Annotated in this window: 17 protein-coding genes; 5 read left to right on the top strand and 12 right to left on the bottom strand. The window is 53.6% G+C overall.

Features of this window, described 5'->3' with window-relative positions; all coding sequences use genetic code 11:
• The first annotated feature begins 8 nt into the window (after positions 1–8).
• The 4 genes from recG to AC07NR_RS11065 all read left to right on the top strand — a co-directional run bounded on the left by recG (position 9) and on the right by AC07NR_RS11065 (position 4719).
• On the top strand, positions 9–2084 hold the full coding sequence (gene recG / locus AC07NR_RS11080) for an ATP-dependent DNA helicase RecG (protein ID WP_011336566.1): 2076 nt from the start codon (positions 9–11) through the stop codon (positions 2082–2084).
• Positions 2085–2163: 79 nt separating this feature from the next.
• Positions 2164–3564 carry an aminoacyl-tRNA deacylase and HDOD domain-containing protein gene (locus AC07NR_RS11075; protein ID WP_114886341.1) on the top strand — a complete coding sequence of 467 codons (1401 nt, stop codon included), beginning with the start codon at positions 2164–2166 and terminating at the stop codon, positions 3562–3564.
• 139 nt (positions 3565–3703) lie between these two features.
• Positions 3704–3961, top strand: a complete 258-nt coding sequence (locus tag AC07NR_RS11070; RefSeq protein ID WP_495078571.1) for a hypothetical protein — start codon at positions 3704–3706, stop codon at positions 3959–3961.
• Positions 3958–4719, top strand: coding sequence for a Fic/DOC family protein (locus AC07NR_RS11065; protein WP_495078570.1), 762 nt, complete (start codon positions 3958–3960; stop codon positions 4717–4719). The genes AC07NR_RS11070 and AC07NR_RS11065 overlap by 4 nt, the downstream gene beginning before the upstream one ends.
• 36 nt (positions 4720–4755) lie before the next feature.
• Here the strand turns inward: AC07NR_RS11065 and AC07NR_RS11060 are convergent, their stop codons facing one another.
• Positions 4756–5139 carry an SCP2 sterol-binding domain-containing protein gene (locus tag AC07NR_RS11060; protein ID WP_039765176.1) on the bottom strand — a complete coding sequence of 128 codons (384 nt, stop codon included), beginning with the start codon at positions 5137–5139 and terminating at the stop codon, positions 4756–4758.
• Between the two features lie 436 nt (positions 5140–5575).
• Between AC07NR_RS11060 and AC07NR_RS11055 the strand changes: the two genes are divergently transcribed.
• Entirely contained in the window at positions 5576–5935 is a 360-nt protein-coding gene (locus AC07NR_RS11055; protein WP_192552574.1) for a DUF6124 family protein, read from the top strand.
• A gap of 62 nt (positions 5936–5997) precedes the next feature.
• On the opposite strand, the gene AC07NR_RS11050 is transcribed toward AC07NR_RS11055, so the two are convergent.
• The 11 genes from AC07NR_RS11050 to AC07NR_RS11000 all read right to left on the bottom strand — a co-directional run bounded on the left by AC07NR_RS11050 (position 5998) and on the right by AC07NR_RS11000 (position 17148).
• The gene (locus AC07NR_RS11050; RefSeq protein WP_495078569.1) at positions 5998–7086 is read right to left on the bottom strand and encodes a hypothetical protein; all 1089 of its coding nucleotides are present in this window, start codon (positions 7084–7086) and stop codon (positions 5998–6000) included.
• A gap of 28 nt (positions 7087–7114) precedes the next feature.
• Entirely contained in the window at positions 7115–8107 is a 993-nt protein-coding gene (locus AC07NR_RS11045) for a hypothetical protein (RefSeq protein WP_495078568.1), read from the bottom strand.
• A 51-nt stretch (positions 8108–8158) separates the two neighbouring features.
• Entirely contained in the window at positions 8159–8914 is a 756-nt protein-coding gene (locus tag AC07NR_RS11040) for a lysozyme inhibitor LprI family protein (RefSeq protein WP_495078756.1), read from the bottom strand.
• A gap of 2 nt (positions 8915–8916) precedes the next feature.
• Positions 8917–9765 (bottom strand): tetratricopeptide repeat protein, encoded by an 849-nt coding sequence (locus AC07NR_RS11035; protein ID WP_495078567.1) that lies wholly within the window; start codon positions 9763–9765, stop codon positions 8917–8919.
• Entirely contained in the window at positions 9752–10300 is a 549-nt protein-coding gene (locus AC07NR_RS11030; protein ID WP_192552577.1) for a hypothetical protein, read from the bottom strand. The genes AC07NR_RS11035 and AC07NR_RS11030 overlap by 14 nt, the downstream gene beginning before the upstream one ends.
• A 19-nt stretch (positions 10301–10319) precedes the next feature.
• A complete protein-coding gene (locus tag AC07NR_RS11025; RefSeq protein ID WP_495078566.1) occupies positions 10320–10697 on the bottom strand; it encodes a hypothetical protein in 378 nt (125 codons plus the stop codon).
• A gap of 28 nt (positions 10698–10725) precedes the next feature.
• On the bottom strand, positions 10726–11208 hold the full coding sequence (locus AC07NR_RS11020; RefSeq protein WP_495078565.1) for a hypothetical protein: 483 nt from the start codon (positions 11206–11208) through the stop codon (positions 10726–10728).
• Between the two features lie 99 nt (positions 11209–11307).
• The gene (locus AC07NR_RS11015) at positions 11308–11739 is read right to left on the bottom strand and encodes a hypothetical protein (RefSeq protein WP_495078564.1); all 432 of its coding nucleotides are present in this window, start codon (positions 11737–11739) and stop codon (positions 11308–11310) included.
• A 103-nt stretch (positions 11740–11842) separates the two neighbouring features.
• Positions 11843–12949: a tetratricopeptide repeat protein gene (locus AC07NR_RS11010; protein WP_495078563.1), complete on the bottom strand. Its 1107-nt coding sequence runs from the start codon at positions 12947–12949 to the stop codon at positions 11843–11845.
• A complete protein-coding gene (locus AC07NR_RS11005) occupies positions 12946–16110 on the bottom strand; it encodes a hypothetical protein (protein WP_495078562.1) in 3165 nt (1054 codons plus the stop codon). Before AC07NR_RS11005 ends, AC07NR_RS11010 begins: the two co-directional genes overlap by 4 nt.
• A gap of 18 nt (positions 16111–16128) precedes the next feature.
• Complete coding sequence (locus AC07NR_RS11000) at positions 16129–17148, bottom strand: tetratricopeptide repeat protein (RefSeq protein WP_495078561.1); 1020 nt, start codon at positions 17146–17148, stop codon at positions 16129–16131.
• Positions 17149–17153: the final 5 nt, after the last annotated feature.

The following is a 17153-nucleotide window of genomic DNA, read 5'->3' as shown; positions in this document are numbered from 1 at the left end:
CCAGCGTCATGACGGAGCTGTCGCAGGTCTCGGTCACCGCACTCAAGGGTGTCGGTGAAGCCATGGCCGAGAAACTGGCCAAGGTCGGCCTGGAGAACCTCCAGGACGTGCTGTTCCACCTGCCGCTGCGTTATCAGGATCGTACCCGCGTGGTGCCGATCGGCGCGTTGCGGCCGGGGCAGGACGCCGTGGTCGAAGGCACCGTCAGCGGCGCCGATGTGGTCATGGGCCGGCGCCGCAGCCTTGTCGTGCGTTTGCAGGACGGCACCGGCGGACTGAGCCTGCGCTTCTACCACTTCAGCAACGCGCAGAAAGAAGGCCTCAAGCGCGGCACGCGGATTCGCTGCTACGGCGAAGCCCGACCCGGCGCCTCGGGACTGGAGATCTACCACCCGGAATACCGCGCCATCAACGGCGACGAGCCGCCGCCGGTGGATGAAACCCTGACTCCGGTCTACCCGCTGACCGAAGGCCTGACCCAGGCGCGCCTGCGCCAGTTGTGCATGCAGACGCTGACCCTGCTGAAACCGGCCACCCTGCCCGACTGGCTGCCGACCGAACTGGCCCGCGACTATCAACTGGCGCCGCTGGCCGACGCGATCCGCTACCTGCACAACCCGCCCGCCGATGCCGACGTCGACGAACTCGCCCTCGGACATCACTGGGCCCAGCATCGCCTGGCGTTCGAAGAACTGCTGACCCATCAGCTATCGCAGCAGCGCCTTCGCGAAAGCATGCGCTCCCTGCGCGCGCCGGCGATGCCGAAAGCCACCAAACTGCCAGCGAAATACCTGGCCAACCTCGGCTTCAACCCGACCGGAGCTCAGCAACGAGTCGGCAATGAAATCGCCTACGACCTCAGTCAGCACGAACCGATGCTGCGGCTGATTCAGGGCGACGTCGGCGCGGGCAAAACCGTGGTCGCCGCCCTCGCCGCGCTGCAAGCGCTGGAGGCGGGTTATCAAGTCGCGCTGATGGCGCCGACCGAGATCCTCGCCGAGCAGCACTTCATCACCTTCAAGCGCTGGCTCGAACCGCTGGGCATCGACGTGGCGTGGCTGGCCGGTAAGCTCAAGGGCAAGAACCGCGTCGCCGCGCTGGAACAGATCGCCAGTGGCACGCCGATGGTGGTCGGCACCCACGCGCTGTTCCAGGACGAAGTGCAGTTCAAGAACCTCGCGCTGGTGATCATCGACGAACAACACCGCTTCGGCGTGCAGCAACGTCTGGCGTTGCGGCAGAAAGGTGTCGGCGGGCGCATGTGTCCGCATCAACTGATCATGACCGCCACGCCGATTCCGCGGACACTGGCGATGAGCGCCTACGCCGACCTCGACACCTCGATCCTCGACGAACTGCCGCCCGGTCGAACCCCGGTCAACACCGTGCTGGTCACCGATACCCGCCGCGTCGAAGTCATAGAGCGGGTGCGCAGCGCCTGCGCCGAGGGCCGTCAGGCCTATTGGGTGTGCACGCTGATCGAAGAGTCCGAAGAGCTGACCTGCCAGGCTGCCGAAACCACTTTCGAAGACCTCACCGCCGCCCTCGGCGAGTTGAAGGTCGGGCTGATCCACGGCCGCATGAAGCCCGCCGAGAAAGCCGCCGTCATGGCTGAATTCAAGGCCGGTAACCTGCAACTGCTGGTCGCCACCACCGTGATCGAAGTCGGTGTGGACGTACCCAACGCCAGCCTGATGATCATCGAAAACCCCGAGCGCCTCGGTCTCGCGCAACTGCACCAGTTGCGCGGCCGTGTCGGCCGGGGCAGCGCGGTCAGCCATTGCGTGCTGCTCTACCATCCGCCGCTGTCGCAGATCGGCCGCCAGCGCCTGGGCATCATGCGCGAGACCAACGACGGTTTCGTCATCGCCGAAAAAGACCTCGAACTGCGCGGCCCCGGCGAAATGCTCGGCACCCGCCAGACCGGCCTGCTGCAATTCAAGGTCGCCGACCTGATGCGCGACGCCGATCTGCTGCCCGCCGTGCGCGATGCCGCCCAGGCCTTGCTCGAACGCTGGCCCACCCACGTCAGCCCGTTGCTCGATCGATGGCTGCGACACGGGCAGCAATACGGCCAAGTGTGAGCACCGTCGCAGTTTCTCAAAGCTCGTTCCAACCAAGCTGGTTATACTCCAGCAATTGTTTCAAAAACGGATACAGACCATGACCGAAGCTGCTCTCGCCCCCGAATCCCCGCACGCTCCGTCTGTTATTCGGCTGCTGCTCAACAAGCTGGGCGTCGCCTACGAAGAAGTGCTCGACCACCACGGCCTCAACGCCTCGCGCAAGGTGCAGGCCGTGTTGCTGGACGACGCGGTCGGTGCGCTGATGGTGCTGTTTCCACAGAGCCAGTTGCTGGATCTCAACCGCCTCGCCGAGCTGACGGGCCGTCGCCTGACCGCCGTGTCCACCGAGCGCCTGGAAAAGATGCTCGGCAAACACAGCCTGAGCCTGCTGCCGGGCCTGCCCGCGCTGACCAGCTCACCGTGCCTCTACGAAGAAAGCCTGCTGCGCGAGCCGAAGTTGCTGATCAACTCCGGCGAGCCGGGCCTGCTGCTGGAAATCGCCAGCGAAGACTTCAAGACCATGCTGACCAAGGCCAGCGCCGCCAACTTCGGCGAAGCCCTGAGCAGCATCCGCCCGAACCTCGACCGCCCGGACGATGACCGCGAGGAAATCACCCAGGCCGTGCAGGCGTTCACCGCGCGGCGTATCCAGCAACGTCTGGAAGCGACCATCGAGATTCCGCCGCTGGCCGAAACCGCACAAAAAATCATCAAGCTGCGCGTCGACCCCAACGCCACCATCGACGACATAACCGGCGTGGTCGAAACTGATCCGGCGCTGGCCGCGCAAGTGGTGAGCTGGGCGGCGTCGCCGTATTACGCCTCGCCGGGCAAGATCCGTTCGGTGGAAGACGCGATCGTCCGCGTACTGGGCTTTGATCTGGTGATCAACCTGGCGCTGGGCCTGGCCCTCGGCAAGACCCTGAGCCTGCCCAAGGATCACCCGCAACACACCACGCCGTACTGGCAGCAGTCGATCTACACCGCCGCCGTCATCGAAGGCCTGACCCGCGCCATGCCGCGCGCCCAGCGCCCGGAAGCCGGCCTGACCTACCTCGCCGGCCTGCTGCACAACTTCGGCTACCTGCTGCTGGCCCACGTGTTCCCGCCGCACTTCTCGCTGATCTGCCGCCACCTGGAGGTCAACCCGCACCTGTGCCACAGCTATGTCGAGCAACACCTGCTGGGCATCAGCCGCGAACAGATCGGCTCCTGGCTGATGCGCTACTGGGACATGCCCGACGAACTGGCCACCGCCCTGCGCTTCCAGCACGACCCGAACTACGACGGCGCCTACGCCGAATACCCGAACCTCGTCTGCCTGGCCGTGCGCCTGCTGCGCAGTCGCGGCATCGGCTCCGGCCCGGACGAAGACATTCCGGATGCGCTGCTGGAGCGTGTTGGTTTGACTCGTGACAAGGCAAATGACGTCGTCAGCAAAGTCCTGGAAGCCGAAGTCCTCCTGCGTGAACTGGCTTCGCAGTTCAGCCAGGCTTAAAGCACTCTTCGGAACGTCTACCAGGGCCTTTTTTCTGATTGCAAATAGGGCCCTGGTTCCACAGATTTCGGTCACTTTGCCAGCAACGACAGCAAACTAGCGCCCTGCTATGATTTGACGGCAATCAGAGGAATTTCCGATGACCCATACAGATGCTGTCAGCGTTGCGAGCGAAGTTCGCAAGCTAGCCAAAGACAACAAGGTTACGGCCAGACGTGACGGCATAAGCCGTATGGCCGTTGGCATTACCCGTTTGGCTGGCGATGTCGTCGAGCTGGATGGCATCGAACAGCTGCTCGTCAACCTCAAGAGAAAAGGCGTTCTGAACAAATCTGAAATCCTGGCGCTCCAAGGGCGCTATCTTCAGGAAAGGCGCGCACAGAAACGTAGCGCATGACTTTCGATCCATTCGGCGACTTCGAAACGGCTGGATATCTTCAAAACTCGCTGCAACTGAAAGATCCCGTTGAAGTAAAAGAGTCAGAGCATCTTTCGTTCGAATTGAGTATCGAAGAGGCGCTTGCCTATCTGGCCAAGAAAAAGCCAATCGATTACCAGACTGTACTCAAGGTTCACGAAATCCTGTTCTCCGGCTTCTATCACTGGGCAGGAAAAGACCGGAACGAGCTTGTTCCCCATCTGGCAGTCTTCAAGGGCTCTCTCAACGACCCTCGCAGCACCGTCTTCGAACGCCCGGACTCCATCAAAATGTCTGTCGACTATGCGTTCAAGCTCGCAGCAGACAAGAAACGCTTCAGAGACCATCCCGGTGGAGTGATGGGCCAGCTGGCTTTCGCACACCCCTTCCTGGACGGCAATGGACGCGCGATTCTATTGGTCTTCATGGAACTCTGTTATCGAGCCGGGTTCGCCATCAACTGGTCAAGAACAAACAAAGACGACTACCTGCGGGCCCTCAGCGACGAGATCCGAGAGCCGCGCGAAAGGCATCTCGATCGCTACCTCAACCCGTTCGTAGTTGATATATCCTGTCGTGACGAATGGCCAGAGACCATCAGTGGCATCCGAGGCCTGGATGGCCTGGACAAGGAAGACATCACTTACGAGAACCTGGACAACCCGAAAGTCCAGCAGATCTACAAGGCATACCGGGCCCAGCCCATGGACGCCGAGCCTCCCGAGCCCGAAAGCTGAAGAGGCAGGCCTGTCCCGGCAAGCTACCTGAAAGCCCTATGACTTCGGCTTGGCCTTCCTCGGTTTCAAATACTTCATCAACCCCTGAAACCACATCACCAGCGCCGGGTTCCCCTTGAGCTGGATCGACTTGTCCTGAATCCCCTGCATGAACGCCAGCTGCTTGTTCTTCGCCTGCATCGTGGCAAACCCGAACGCCGCATCCTTGAACGCAATCGCAAACGCCGGCTCCGCCACCACCCCGGACTTGCTGGTAATGCGCTGGTCCTTCACCACGAAATGCCGCGCCACCTTCCCGTCCAGAGTCTGTAGCTGAAACACCAGATCCTTGTCACCCAACTGCTGCTGGAACGCAGGATTTGTCCGACTGGCCTTACCCATCAACAGACCCAGCATCCACAGAAGAAAACGAAATTTCATGCGCACAGCCTCAAAAGGAAAATGAACGGCTGGGGGAGTGTAAGGGATTCGGACGGATTCGCCACTATCTTGCACGGATAGAAGACGATGCATGGCTTTTCCCGAAAGATGACTGCCAAGTCACGACTTCACTCTTAGAACTTGATCGTTCCTACGCTCTGCGTAGGAATGCCTCCCGTAACGCTCCGCGTCACACCCTCCCCCCGTCCTACACCTGAAGAAACACATTCCTGTAGGAGCTGCCGATAGCAGTGGTTTCTTGTTCCCCTACCCCGCAAATCCTTGGGAAATATCCTTCAAACTGCGGTGCTGTCCATGAACTAGGCAGGCTGGACCATCGTCGATAGCCTCTGTGTGTCACCGCAAAATCGGTGACTCGGACGTGCAAGTCCGAAAACCGGGGCAAATCTTTCCAACTCCAAAAGGATTTACACCGATGATCGATCCAACCCTCACTGACGAAGAAGTTTCCCCCTACGAATTCCCAGACTCGAAAAAACTCCACGAAGCCGCCGAACGCGCCCTCGACCACCACTTCAAACCCAGAGCCTCACGCCCCAAACGCCTGGGCGGCCTGTTCGCCCTCTGCCCCAACGCCGACGCCGAAGCCCTCATGGCCAACGCCTCCGAAGACCTCCTGTCCATCAGCGCCATCGCCGCCAACCTGGCCGACGACCTCGACGGCCCCCGCCGCTCGATGGCACTGGGCCTGAGCAGAATGGCGGACGGCGTGCGGTTGATGGTGGAAGGCACGCTCGATCACATTGAGTTTCGAGATTACCAAGCCAAGCCGTAGCTGAAACGCGGGCGGAAAAAAGGGGACGATGCGTCCCCTTTCCTGAGCTTCGGCAACAGCAACTAGCGAAAGTCCTCTTCGCTTTTGGGTCGCGACTCCAACCCAAGAAGCGCCGCCCGGTTTATGAAGGAATAACTTCCTGAGTCGCATCGCTGCCTGAATACAACTTTGTCCTCCTTGAGCACTGTCAGAAAACTCACGAAGGCCTGACTAACGAGGTAGGTATACGCACCGCTTTTGAACTTGATGATGTTCAGGTTCACGCTGCCTTCCGACGCATCTACAACAAAAAACTTTCCCTTGGGTGGCATAGCATTCTTCGGGTAGACCATCTCGATGTTCCCCGGCACACCATAACGGTACTGAACAGAACCGGCCGTGGGCTTGCTGTTTCCCCGCGCACAAACAGAAACCGTCTTGCCGCCCTCCAGCGGGCAACTGAAGTAGATGTCTTCGTCATCCGAGCACAACGTTCCTTCCTGCCCGCCCTTCAACGGCGCCGTCTCCTGCGAAACGCGCTCCGGCGCTTTCGCGATATCAGCACAGTTGGACAGGCAAACCAGCTTCGAAAGATCCGGATCATCGCTTTCAGTGAACAGGTAAGTCGCTGAACCATCGCGGTTGCGGGCGTGATAAACGGGAACACTGACGGCCAGCCCTTTGGCCGACACCGGCACCTTGGTATCTCCGCCCGAGACGACCCAGCCTTCGACCTCCCCGCACAACGCCTCCAAAGCGACCTCACTGAACGAATCTTTCGTTGGCACGGCGAACGGCTTGGCATCACCTCGGCAGTCATAGCCATGCCAGTAGGGCCCGGTGTTCATATCAATGTCGATCGAGAAAACATAAGCGCCGTCGAGCACCACTTTGCCGCTGTCGTAAGTGAAAACCAGCCAGCGCCGCGTCTTCGATTGTGAGGAGTTTTCTTCCTCCAAGATGTAGCGCTCGCCATCGCGATACAGCCAGAAAACACTCGCCGCACCGGCCGATACCGGCCTTTCGGAGAGACGCTGCCCGGACTGTGCGTCCACCAGAAAATCGTCTTTCAGCGTAAGCGCACAGTCGCTGTCGGCACCCATGCAAGACTTGAGTGACGGGAACATCGGCCCCGCCACCGCAGAGAAAGAACACAGCAATAACGCGATCAAACCTAATCTTTTCAACTTGCCACCTGTTTCAAAGCGAGTAATCCATCACTTCTTCAAGCCGCCAGCATGGCCCACGAACAAACCGATACTCGAAGACATAATCGGTATCCGGTTTCTGCAGGATGGCGACGGCGTGATCACCCTGCTCCTCCTTGATGGTCAACGTCAGGCCCTGGGCCTCTCGCTTCGCTGCATCCGGAATGATCGGGAACTTGAGCTGATCGCCGCTGAGGCTGCTTTTTTGCATCTCGGGCTCGGGATCACCGGCCACGGTCGTGACCATTTTCAGCGGCTGCTGGACGAAGGCTTTCTGCACCTCTGCGCGTTCAGAGAAGGCTGATAGGAACGTTGAAAAGTTGGGTGAGGGGCAAGCGGCACTGGCCCTATCACCGTCGTTTTTGAGTGGCTTCTGACGGTTGCCCTGATTCAGTTTCGAATCCGAAATCATTCTTCCATCCAGATCCGCCAAGTACTTCTTGATGCTCGTCGCATCCTTGTAAGCACACTCGACTTCTACGCCCTCTTCCTGATCTATACCGTCACGGCAGTTCTGCAACTCGGGGTCTGGCGGGTCACCACGAAAGAACTGCAAAGCCAAGTGATCGCCGTCCTTGAAGAGCGGCAATTCCAGCACCGAATAGGAATCTCCTTCGAAATGCTCGTGCAGAACTTTGTGTTTTGTCAGGACAAACATGGACTTCCCCGCTCGCTCAGGGAATTTGCGCTCGAAGAAGAACACCGAGGCAATTTGTTCGCCCTCAACCTTCCACACATAATTCAGCGAAGGTTTCACCGCATTCGTGGGCGCGTAGAAAATCTCGGCATCAGGCACATGCACGTCTCTAACCTGATCCTTAAGGTTGTTCTTCAAAAAGAACACCGTGATCTTTTGATCACCCAACGAAGCAACCACCGGGGGATGCAGTTCTCCGATGGTTTGTAGGTCACTTGCCGATGCCGGCTGAGTCGACAAGCCGGCGATGATCCCGAGCACACCAAAACAACTTGAAAGCTTGTTCAATTCCGATCACTTCCCTGCTGATCAATCTTCTAAATATTTACGCCGATGGTTTCACGATGACTTAGATGCGCCGCATTTCAGCTCTTTGATCTGCTCGTTTTGAATCGGAATTACACAGGCGAGGCGCTTTTCGCCGGTAGTGCGAAGCTCTGTCAGGCTAAGCGTCACATGCAAACCATCTTCCGCGAACACATGATCCTCAAACCCCGCAGAGGCATAACCCGACCAAAACGGTTTACCGTCAAAGCTGCAAAACCGCGTAGAGGAAAGCACCTTCCAGTTACCATCCGGTGCAACAATTTGAACATTCAGGCATGGGTTTCCAAACGTAGTGATATAGCGAACCACAACATCGCCGAAACGCTGAGAAGCAGCTTTCGAAACGTTAACGACATCGACCACCTCACTAGGGCCATCAGGTGCGATAGCGTCAAGATAGACGGCACGCTCCAGACTCATTCTGGTGACGCATTTGTTGATAACCATGGTATGCGCCGCCGACCCGAATTGTGCAGCCGTGGTTTCAAGGGGGCACGTGGCGTCGCGCAACTTGATCCAGGCCCGTTGCGAGTCTCTGGCGATGACCATGAAAGCCTTCCCCTCCTCAGGCTCAGACTCCCACCCAGACTCGAACCGAGCCAACAATTTCTTGTAGCTGGCATTGAGTTTCGCGTCGGCATCTTTCCGCTCAGCTTCCACGCACTCGTCGTATTGCCAGCTCACCGTGATGACTTTGCAGTTGTCCTCAGCGAGCGCGATTGAAGCGGACAGCAGGCCTAAGGACAACGCGATAAAGCGCACAAGCATATTCAATTTTTCATTCCCTGAATGACGGATCGCTCAACTACGCGTTGAGGTATTTTCTGCGCCTTGCCGTCGGCACTCATCGCGTCGCGGTATTGGCTGTAATAGCGCAGCGCTTCGTCTTTGCGATCAAGGCGCCAGAGTGAGTCGGCGATGTTCAACATCAGAACTGTCCGTTTACGGACGGCCTCGACGCCGCGATAAAACTTCAGTGCAAGCTCATCTTTGCCGCCCTCGGCCAAGTAAAAGCCAAGGTCGTTATAGGCCTGAACATTTTGCGCCGGGGGGTGACACGCCATGTAAGACTCTGGGCTTAAAAAGACCAGACCCCATTCGATGGACTCTGCTCGGGACTGCGCTGGTTCGATACTTGAGACATGTTTCAGCAAGTCCTTTGGAGACCTCGTCTCCAGGGCGGGAGTGAGCACATCGCCGTCGCCGGCAACCCATTGATTGCCCTTCCACTGGCCGACACAAAAAGTGGCCCAACGATCAGCCAGCACACAACCGGTCTCCATGGAGATCACCGTGCAATGCTGTTGCGACACTAGCTTCTCTTCACCGTTTTCGTCCGACAACATGCCGAAGATCACCGGGTCGAGCAGCAAGGTTTTCTTGTCAGGACTCAGCATATTGGAGTGCCCATCGGCGCCAATATCGGCGCCAAAGAGCGGAAAGGTTTTCCCATTGGCGGTGAACCACGCAGTCGCCGAATCCACACCGGGCATCGTCCATTCTGTAGCCCGAAATGACACCGTGTTCCCGTCGACACCGACTATCGGCGGGTCCTCGGCAAAGGCGCTCATAGCGCTGCACAGACTGCCGATCATCAATACCCACTTAAGGCTGCCCATAGTCGATCCTTTTCACTGACGGACTTTCCGACTGCAGCTGCCTCTTCGTCACGCCATAAGCCTTGATCAGTTCTTCCCAGGAACCCTTCGAACCAAATGAGCGCTGGGTATTATCGAAGCTGTATTGCTCCAATCGCCCCGCCGTCGAGTAATAGCCGCGCCATTCAGGACAGGCACCGCAACCGCCGTAGCCACCGATCGAAACAAGACTGCCCTTGGTGCCTTTCACACAATCCATCGCCACAACCACGTTACTCAGCATCTTCGCTTTCTTACCGTCAGACGTGAGCTGTGAAACCTTGTCGATATTGCGCCGCAACACTTTGCCGCCAATGTTGATCGTCTGATCGGAGCAGACCGGGATGAGGTGGGTTTCTGCGTCATCCACCGTTACGGATCGGCAGGACGACACCATCACCACTTCAACACCGCCACATTGCATGACATCGCGTTGGGTGTAGGCGTCCTTGGGAGCGGCGAAAGCTGGAAACGAGAGCAACAGCGAAAGGCTGCCCGCGAGAAGATACTGATTCATGGAAAATTCCTTTTTGCCGTTAACCGGCCTGTTGTCCAGCCAGGCACTTTGCGTAGCCATCGGCGAATTTGGCATCGAATGACAGCTCCACCGGCTCTTCCAGTTCAGCCGAGGTATTGAGCAGCACCCGAGTGGCCGGAGTGTATTTGATCCAGCCGATGGTGCCGGTGCCGTCCGTATCAAAGAGCAACTGGGCTCGCACCATTTCACCGTCGTCTTCATCAATCAGCAGGTTGACCTTGTCCTTGCCGACATAGCGAAACGGGAAGTTGCTGCTCCTGACCATTTCGGTGAGATAGCCGTAGCAACTCCCTGCTTCGGCAGCTGCCGGAATGGCGTAGATTAGGGGCAACAGTAGAAGTGCACTCAGCATGGGCCGAATGGAAAAGCGGTTCATCCAATCATCCTTAATCAAACAACGGCGATCACAAATCCTTGAACGTCAGCAGCCGGAACTCGTTGTTCATAAACTCGAAGTAGCGTGTCCTGTAGCGGCTTTCCAGCTCATTACCCTGCGCGTCCTCTTCGGTATCGGCCGCAATGCCGGAAACAATGAGCAGACGACTGTCAGGTTGGTTCGACAGGCTGAAGGTATTGCCGTCGTACGCATTCGGCAGCCCGCCAACAACCTCCCCCGTGCGCGCATCCAGCACTTCACCGCACATGGAACTGCCGCCACAACCGACTCGGTACAGGATGTAGTGGCCGGCAAAGTTGACCTTGCCTTTAAGTGCCTGCGCACGAGCCTTATCCATCATCGAGTTGCTGTGTTCTTGCGGCACAGGCTCATGATTAGTGCCGGCGAACACTGGGGAAACGGTGTAATCCTTGAAGGCCGGGTTGGCGGCGTAAGCCACGGGCATGGCAATGGCCAAGAGACTGCCGAGTAGAACTGAACATCCTTTCATTCTGTAACTCCGTTTTTCATCGGACTAAAGGTTGTCACCTCGCCATCGCGAACGTTGAGTCCAAGAATCCGCAGAGAGCTAAACCCAAACTCATCTCGCTCATTGTTCGCCCTGCTCCCAGTTGCAGCCACTTGCCAGAGAAGCGTCGATATTCGGGTTAAGAAGGAAGCTATATTTCCTGCCGTTGGACTTCTTGGTGTAAACCATCGAAACGCTCATCGCTGCTTGGGTGACCCACTCATAGGTTCCCGTGACCTTGCCGTCGATAATCTCGGACCACGTACGGGTGTTTTGTGTGGGTGCGTCCGGGGCAAGTATTTCTTCCTGATGATCCGTCAGTACGATAGAAATCGGCGCTTTCGACTTGGCGTATTTAACGAAACCACCCGACCAATTGCTGTCGTGATCATAGAAGGTTCTGAGTTCGAACTTGATCGAGTGGGTATCATCGAAGCAGTAGTTTTCGGACGTGACCTCGCAGTGGGAGGTAAGGGGAAAAAACGCCATGAATAGAGGGAATAGCTTTTTCATCAAAAAATGCCCAATGGAACAGATCTACCTAGACCCCATGCAGACCAATGTCATCGGGCAGCAATTAAATTTTTTGATCTTATTAAGCGACTGCACCAGATAGTCAAGAGCCAGATCGTTCCACAACTCTCTTTGGAATTTTCGCAACCTTACCTGACTGCTGCATCATAGAACTATATTTTTTGTAGTTCTCCGCCGCTAATTCCTTTCGACTTAGACCCCAGTAAGCATCCGCAATATTTAAGTAGGCGACCGTTCTTTCTGGATTTTCAGAAATGACTTTTTTTAGCAGCTCAACAGATTCCGCATAGTACCCAGCCTCAGCAAACAAAAAACCAAGATCGTTAGACCAACTAACTTTATCAGGGTAGTAGTAAGCCTCAGCTATATAACTCTCAGGCGCGCACGATTCGCTATCGCCCCCATCGGCAACAAGCCCCCCCATAGATTTGATTAGTTTGTTTTTGTCATTCCCTTTAAATGCCGCTAGTGCTTGATCAGCCGTCGACGCTACAAATGACGACATGAGCTTCTGCCGATTAATTCGACCTTCTTGAATTTCAAAATTTAACTTCTGAAGATACTCAAATGCACCAGCCCCATCAAAACTCTCGAGGGATTTGGAAATCAAGTCATTCACAGGTAACACATAGGCACTCTTAAGAGACCGATCACAAGAGTCATTATTAACCGTATACACAAGCTGACTAACCGCAACTATTTTACGAGCGGCATCATATTGAAACTGAACGTTAAAATTATGTGTGACCTCATCTTCTTTTTTGGTAATTAAGCTCACAACATCTCCTACAACGTGCGAGTCCGAATTAAACGTATAAGTCTCCGCCTGAGAATCCACAACACTTATAACTTTATCGACACCTTGCAGAACCGACACTTCAAAGCCATCAAAACTACTAGGTGAATACGCATTGTTAATTTTAGCCAATGCAGAATTTGCGCTAAAAATAACTTTTCTTTCCCCCGATACATCAGCAAGCAAAACCAATTTATCGGGAAGTGATGCATTATCATTTTTTTCAACTATGAGCTTTTGAGCCCCCATTCCGGAAATCAAATTTATAGCAAGCTCTTTTTTCACTCTCTCCGGGGAAGGAAGATTTTCGCTCGGGTCTCCCCACGAAAACTGACTAGCAAAAGTGGCAAACAAAAAAATCTGTAGCCCCAAAACCTTTTTTGAACTAATCACTTATTGAGCTCCTGATAGATAGCGGTAAAATTAGTTCTACGCTCCCCATAGCTGTCAGTATGCTTGTTAACAACTTCCGTAATTTTATTGGTGGAATCCGTGTCCGGTGCGACTAGATTATTTATATTATTCACATCCCAAAATCCCATAGCCGATAAGAGCCCTATTTTCGTATCCAGCAATTGATCTGGATTAGAAACCATCTCAATGGTTTCTTCAGGAATTTTTTGTTTTAAGCGATCTTCTACCGCCTGATAGTTCGACTTCCATGTTAGCTGGATAAATCCTTTACCTTTATATTTTTTACCTTCTTCGCAGCCACCCGCAGTCAACACAAATGCACCTTGAGCCGAGTTGCAGCAATAGATACGCTTTGCTATCTCATCTTCATTGGGAAACTGAGAATAAGCCTTATTTTTTCGAACCGTATAGGCACTTTTCGCCGCGGGACTTAACGCATTATACTGCGCCATCGTAATACGCTTATACCCATACAATTCCGCTTCGGCAGGGTAGGTATTAAAATATCTTCCAAACTTAGATCTGAGAGCTTCAGCCGAATACCAAAGATCTTCCACTTTTCCTACCAACGCACTACCAACCTCAGTTTTAACTTGGGCAAAAAATTGTGCCATTTTCGGTGCGGTGTTGATTTCAAAACGATCAGCATACTTATTAAACAACCCCCTAACCTCTTCACGCTTTTCCTCAGAAGAGTCCGGAAACATTTTCTTCATTTGATCGAAAGAAATTAACTCCGAAACAGAGGAGGTAAACCCTGAGACAAACTCTATAGGATGAAAATGCCAAACCAGACTGGTTTCAGGTGAAGCCTTTCCAGATAGCTCCTCCCAGAAGATAAAGTTATCGATCCTCTCTTTCTCATGGGCTTTTAGTTTTGGCGAATGAGCCAAAATGTCATCCAGACGGCTCCATTTTGGTTGATTAGCCTTATCTTTCCACTCAGTTGGGTGCCTGGCGACAAGCTTTGACCATTGGGAGCGCGTATCAGTATCCTTCAACGCATCAGCCAACTCTGAAGCATCTATTTCTTTATTATTGTCCTTATCGATATTATCAAACAATTTCTTGAAAAAAATTGGCATATCGTTCGGATCGAGAAAACCATCAGCAGTAGCGTTCGACTCTTCAACTACTTGAAAACCGAGCTTCTCCCAATCATGCTGCGAGATTAACGGCGCGCCGGCTTTTTTTATCAATCCAGCCACACTTTGACCTTCGTCTTTGACATTAACCTCGTACCATTCTTGCGAGTCCTTATAAATTGCTATCTTGCTTAAATCGATAGCGTGCGACTCCTTGAGAATCACGTTTCCCGCCGCTGGTGGTTTTAGCCTAAGGGAAGTACCTTTTACCACGGACAAATACTTCTTCCCAGTTTTCAAACCAGCAGTATTTTTTAAAAAATCTTCAACACTTGCATCAGCAGTAAAAACCTCTACATGAACCTGAAATTTCTCGCTGACATCTCCTGCCTCAGTAATATTTTCTATTTGGCCTAGATACCCTACCGGATCTCCTGCCTTAATTCCGACACCAACATTTAAAACAGAATCAACAGCCGCCGGCTCAGTTACATTCCACTTCAACACATTGTTTTCCGGCGTATTTTCGACACACGCCCAAAATTTAGGCGGTATATTTCCAGCAGCAACCAGATCGCCACTTATCAAAGTACATTCAGCCATTCGCCTCACTGACGTGCCTAATACTAAATTAAGTACCTTCTGACTGTCGAATTCCACGACACTATTCATAATCAACTGCATAGTGCCGTGCGGAGCGCCTGCCGGTTTTCCATTGCTTGCATCTAGGGGGGCCTCATAAAGAGGAAGTTTATTAACAACTGTCCCCCTCACTTTCCCCTGCCAGTAATTAGGGCGCTCCCGTTCCGGCACCTTATCAGCAGTCCAAATTCTATCACCAGCGTTATTTTTATACGGCTCACCGCCCTTCAAATAAGCAAACCAAACCTCACCGCCTACCTCTTTTGTTTTCTGAGAACCTAGTTTCACATCACCAGAAATGATCTTGCCTTTAGCATATATACGATCGGTATCAGCAATAGGCTTTTGATCTAAAATTTCCAGCTTGGAACCTTTAGCCAACTTACCTAAAGAAACTATACTGCTGGATACAGGAAGCTCCTCGTATGCATTAAAATCACCAACCATCATCGTTACTTTGGGCTTGGGTACATCCACAGACGGCAAAGGATAGCGTTCGAAAGGCAAAAGATGCATATACAGACTAAAAAATACTAGTTTGTTTTGCTTATTCTTATTCGCACCTTCCTCTGCGTTAGGTACGGACTTATATTCGTGCCGAACCAAACAAAATGAGTTTGAATATTTTAGTTTTTTGTTATCACCGTCGGCGTCAAATATTGACTCCAAATAGTCTTTATTAAGCCGATAAGCAACCACCTCACCATCTGCAATGCAGCGTATTGGCTCATCTAATACGCATTGCGGAGCACTTGCACTGCTGATATGAATTCCGCCATGCCAGAATTTATTACTGCCAAGCAAGAAGTGACCAGAAGTTTCGTTTTCAAGGGCTTTGTATACTTCATCTGCTCCAGTGAACTGCTTACCATCTGGTTTTCTGAATGGATATTGAAAACTCATCAATGGTGCAGCCCCCGCAGCTGCCGGTGCGGGAGCTGGAGCTCCCCCCCCCGTCCGAGTCGACTCTTTAACCCTTAAGAATTTTGTAGGGACTGGCCAATACCAAGCCTTCCCAAAGGCACCGAATTTGGCAGTGGCTGGCCCAGAACTTTGTGCTCCGAAGAATTCTCCAAACTCAGAATCCAGCGTACTGTCATAACTTTCTACAATACCTGTATGGTTTAACGTCTTATTTTGATGATTTGACGTTGCATTAATCCAGAGTACGATATCTCCCCGCTTCACATTAGCTGGGCTTATTACATCATAATATTTGAGCGCTTCCTGGCTATTAAGCCCGGCGGTATTCTGATAAGGAACTTCGTAACCCGCCCCCGTCAGCAACAAGTTAACCATATGAGAACAGTCGACAATTTTTTTACCATTCTCTACGGCGTAACCATTTCCGCCCTCCTTATAGCTATAATTCGCGCTGGTGTAATTTCCAGATAAATCCAGTGGTTCAGTCATTTCTGCTTCCTGCAATAATCAATAGCAATAGCTGGCTTTAGCAATTCCAGCAGGCTGCTTATTTAGACGTTCCAAATGTGCGATAGACCCTTTGCTGCCTTTTTGAGCAGCGAGTTGGTAGCAGGCAATCGCTCTGGACATGTCCTTAGTAACCAATTCTCCAGTTTCAAAGGCTCGACCGAGTGCATTTGTTGCAAAGGCGTCTCCCATACGGGCCGCCTGCGTCAACGCTTCTTCAGCCTCTGCTGGATGCTGGCATGGAGCATCAGAGGAAACATTGTTTCCATCGCAGTAAAACAACGAAAGGCTCATCGCACCCTCAGGCAAAGTGGTCGCTGCTGCCTTGAATAGCTGTTCAACTTTATTAGTTTCTAGCTGCGGAGCCATGCCAGAAAGGCTCAAACTTGCAGCATTCAAACTAGCCTGAGGGTCACCGGAAGCTGCTGCGCATAGGTAGTTTTCCAAAGAAGCTTCAAATAACTCACCTGTGAGTCGGTACTGTTCTAGCCCCCCCAGGCCTCTGAAGGCTTCTGCACGCTGGAAGCAAAAGTTCTCTGCCTCGCTCATGTGGGCATTGCTCGCCTCTACGAGATCTTTCTCTCTGATCGACCAATCTTCAACACCCTCAAGCACCCAACACGCTTGGCGAGAAAAGTTAAAAATCTTGATGTTGCTGTTGCCCGCCCGTTTATCCACTACGTTGAAATGACTATCGTCGATCGCTTCGACCACCACGCCTTCAGTCTTGTCTGTGCCCACAAGCGACATTAGCGGAAATGGCAAACTGGAGCTCTTGACTCCCGTCGTTTGCGGTTCAAAAACCCCGTGCTCACCAACCGGTTTCAATACCAGCGACTTCACCGTCATCGCAGTCAACCGTTGCTGAGTTTCAGCATTCGCAGAGAACGCTGGCAGGAACTGGGAAAAGTCCTCAGACGGACACTCATCTGCATAAGCGCTGCCATGAAACATGCTCAGCAGCGAGGCGGTGAAAGCCGCTACGGCGAAGCCATTCCTCTTCTTCAACAAACCATTCATGTCGA

The organism is Pseudomonas sp. GW821-FHT09C09 (assembly GCF_059418105.1).
This window is presented reverse-complemented; position numbering and strand designations above follow the sequence as displayed.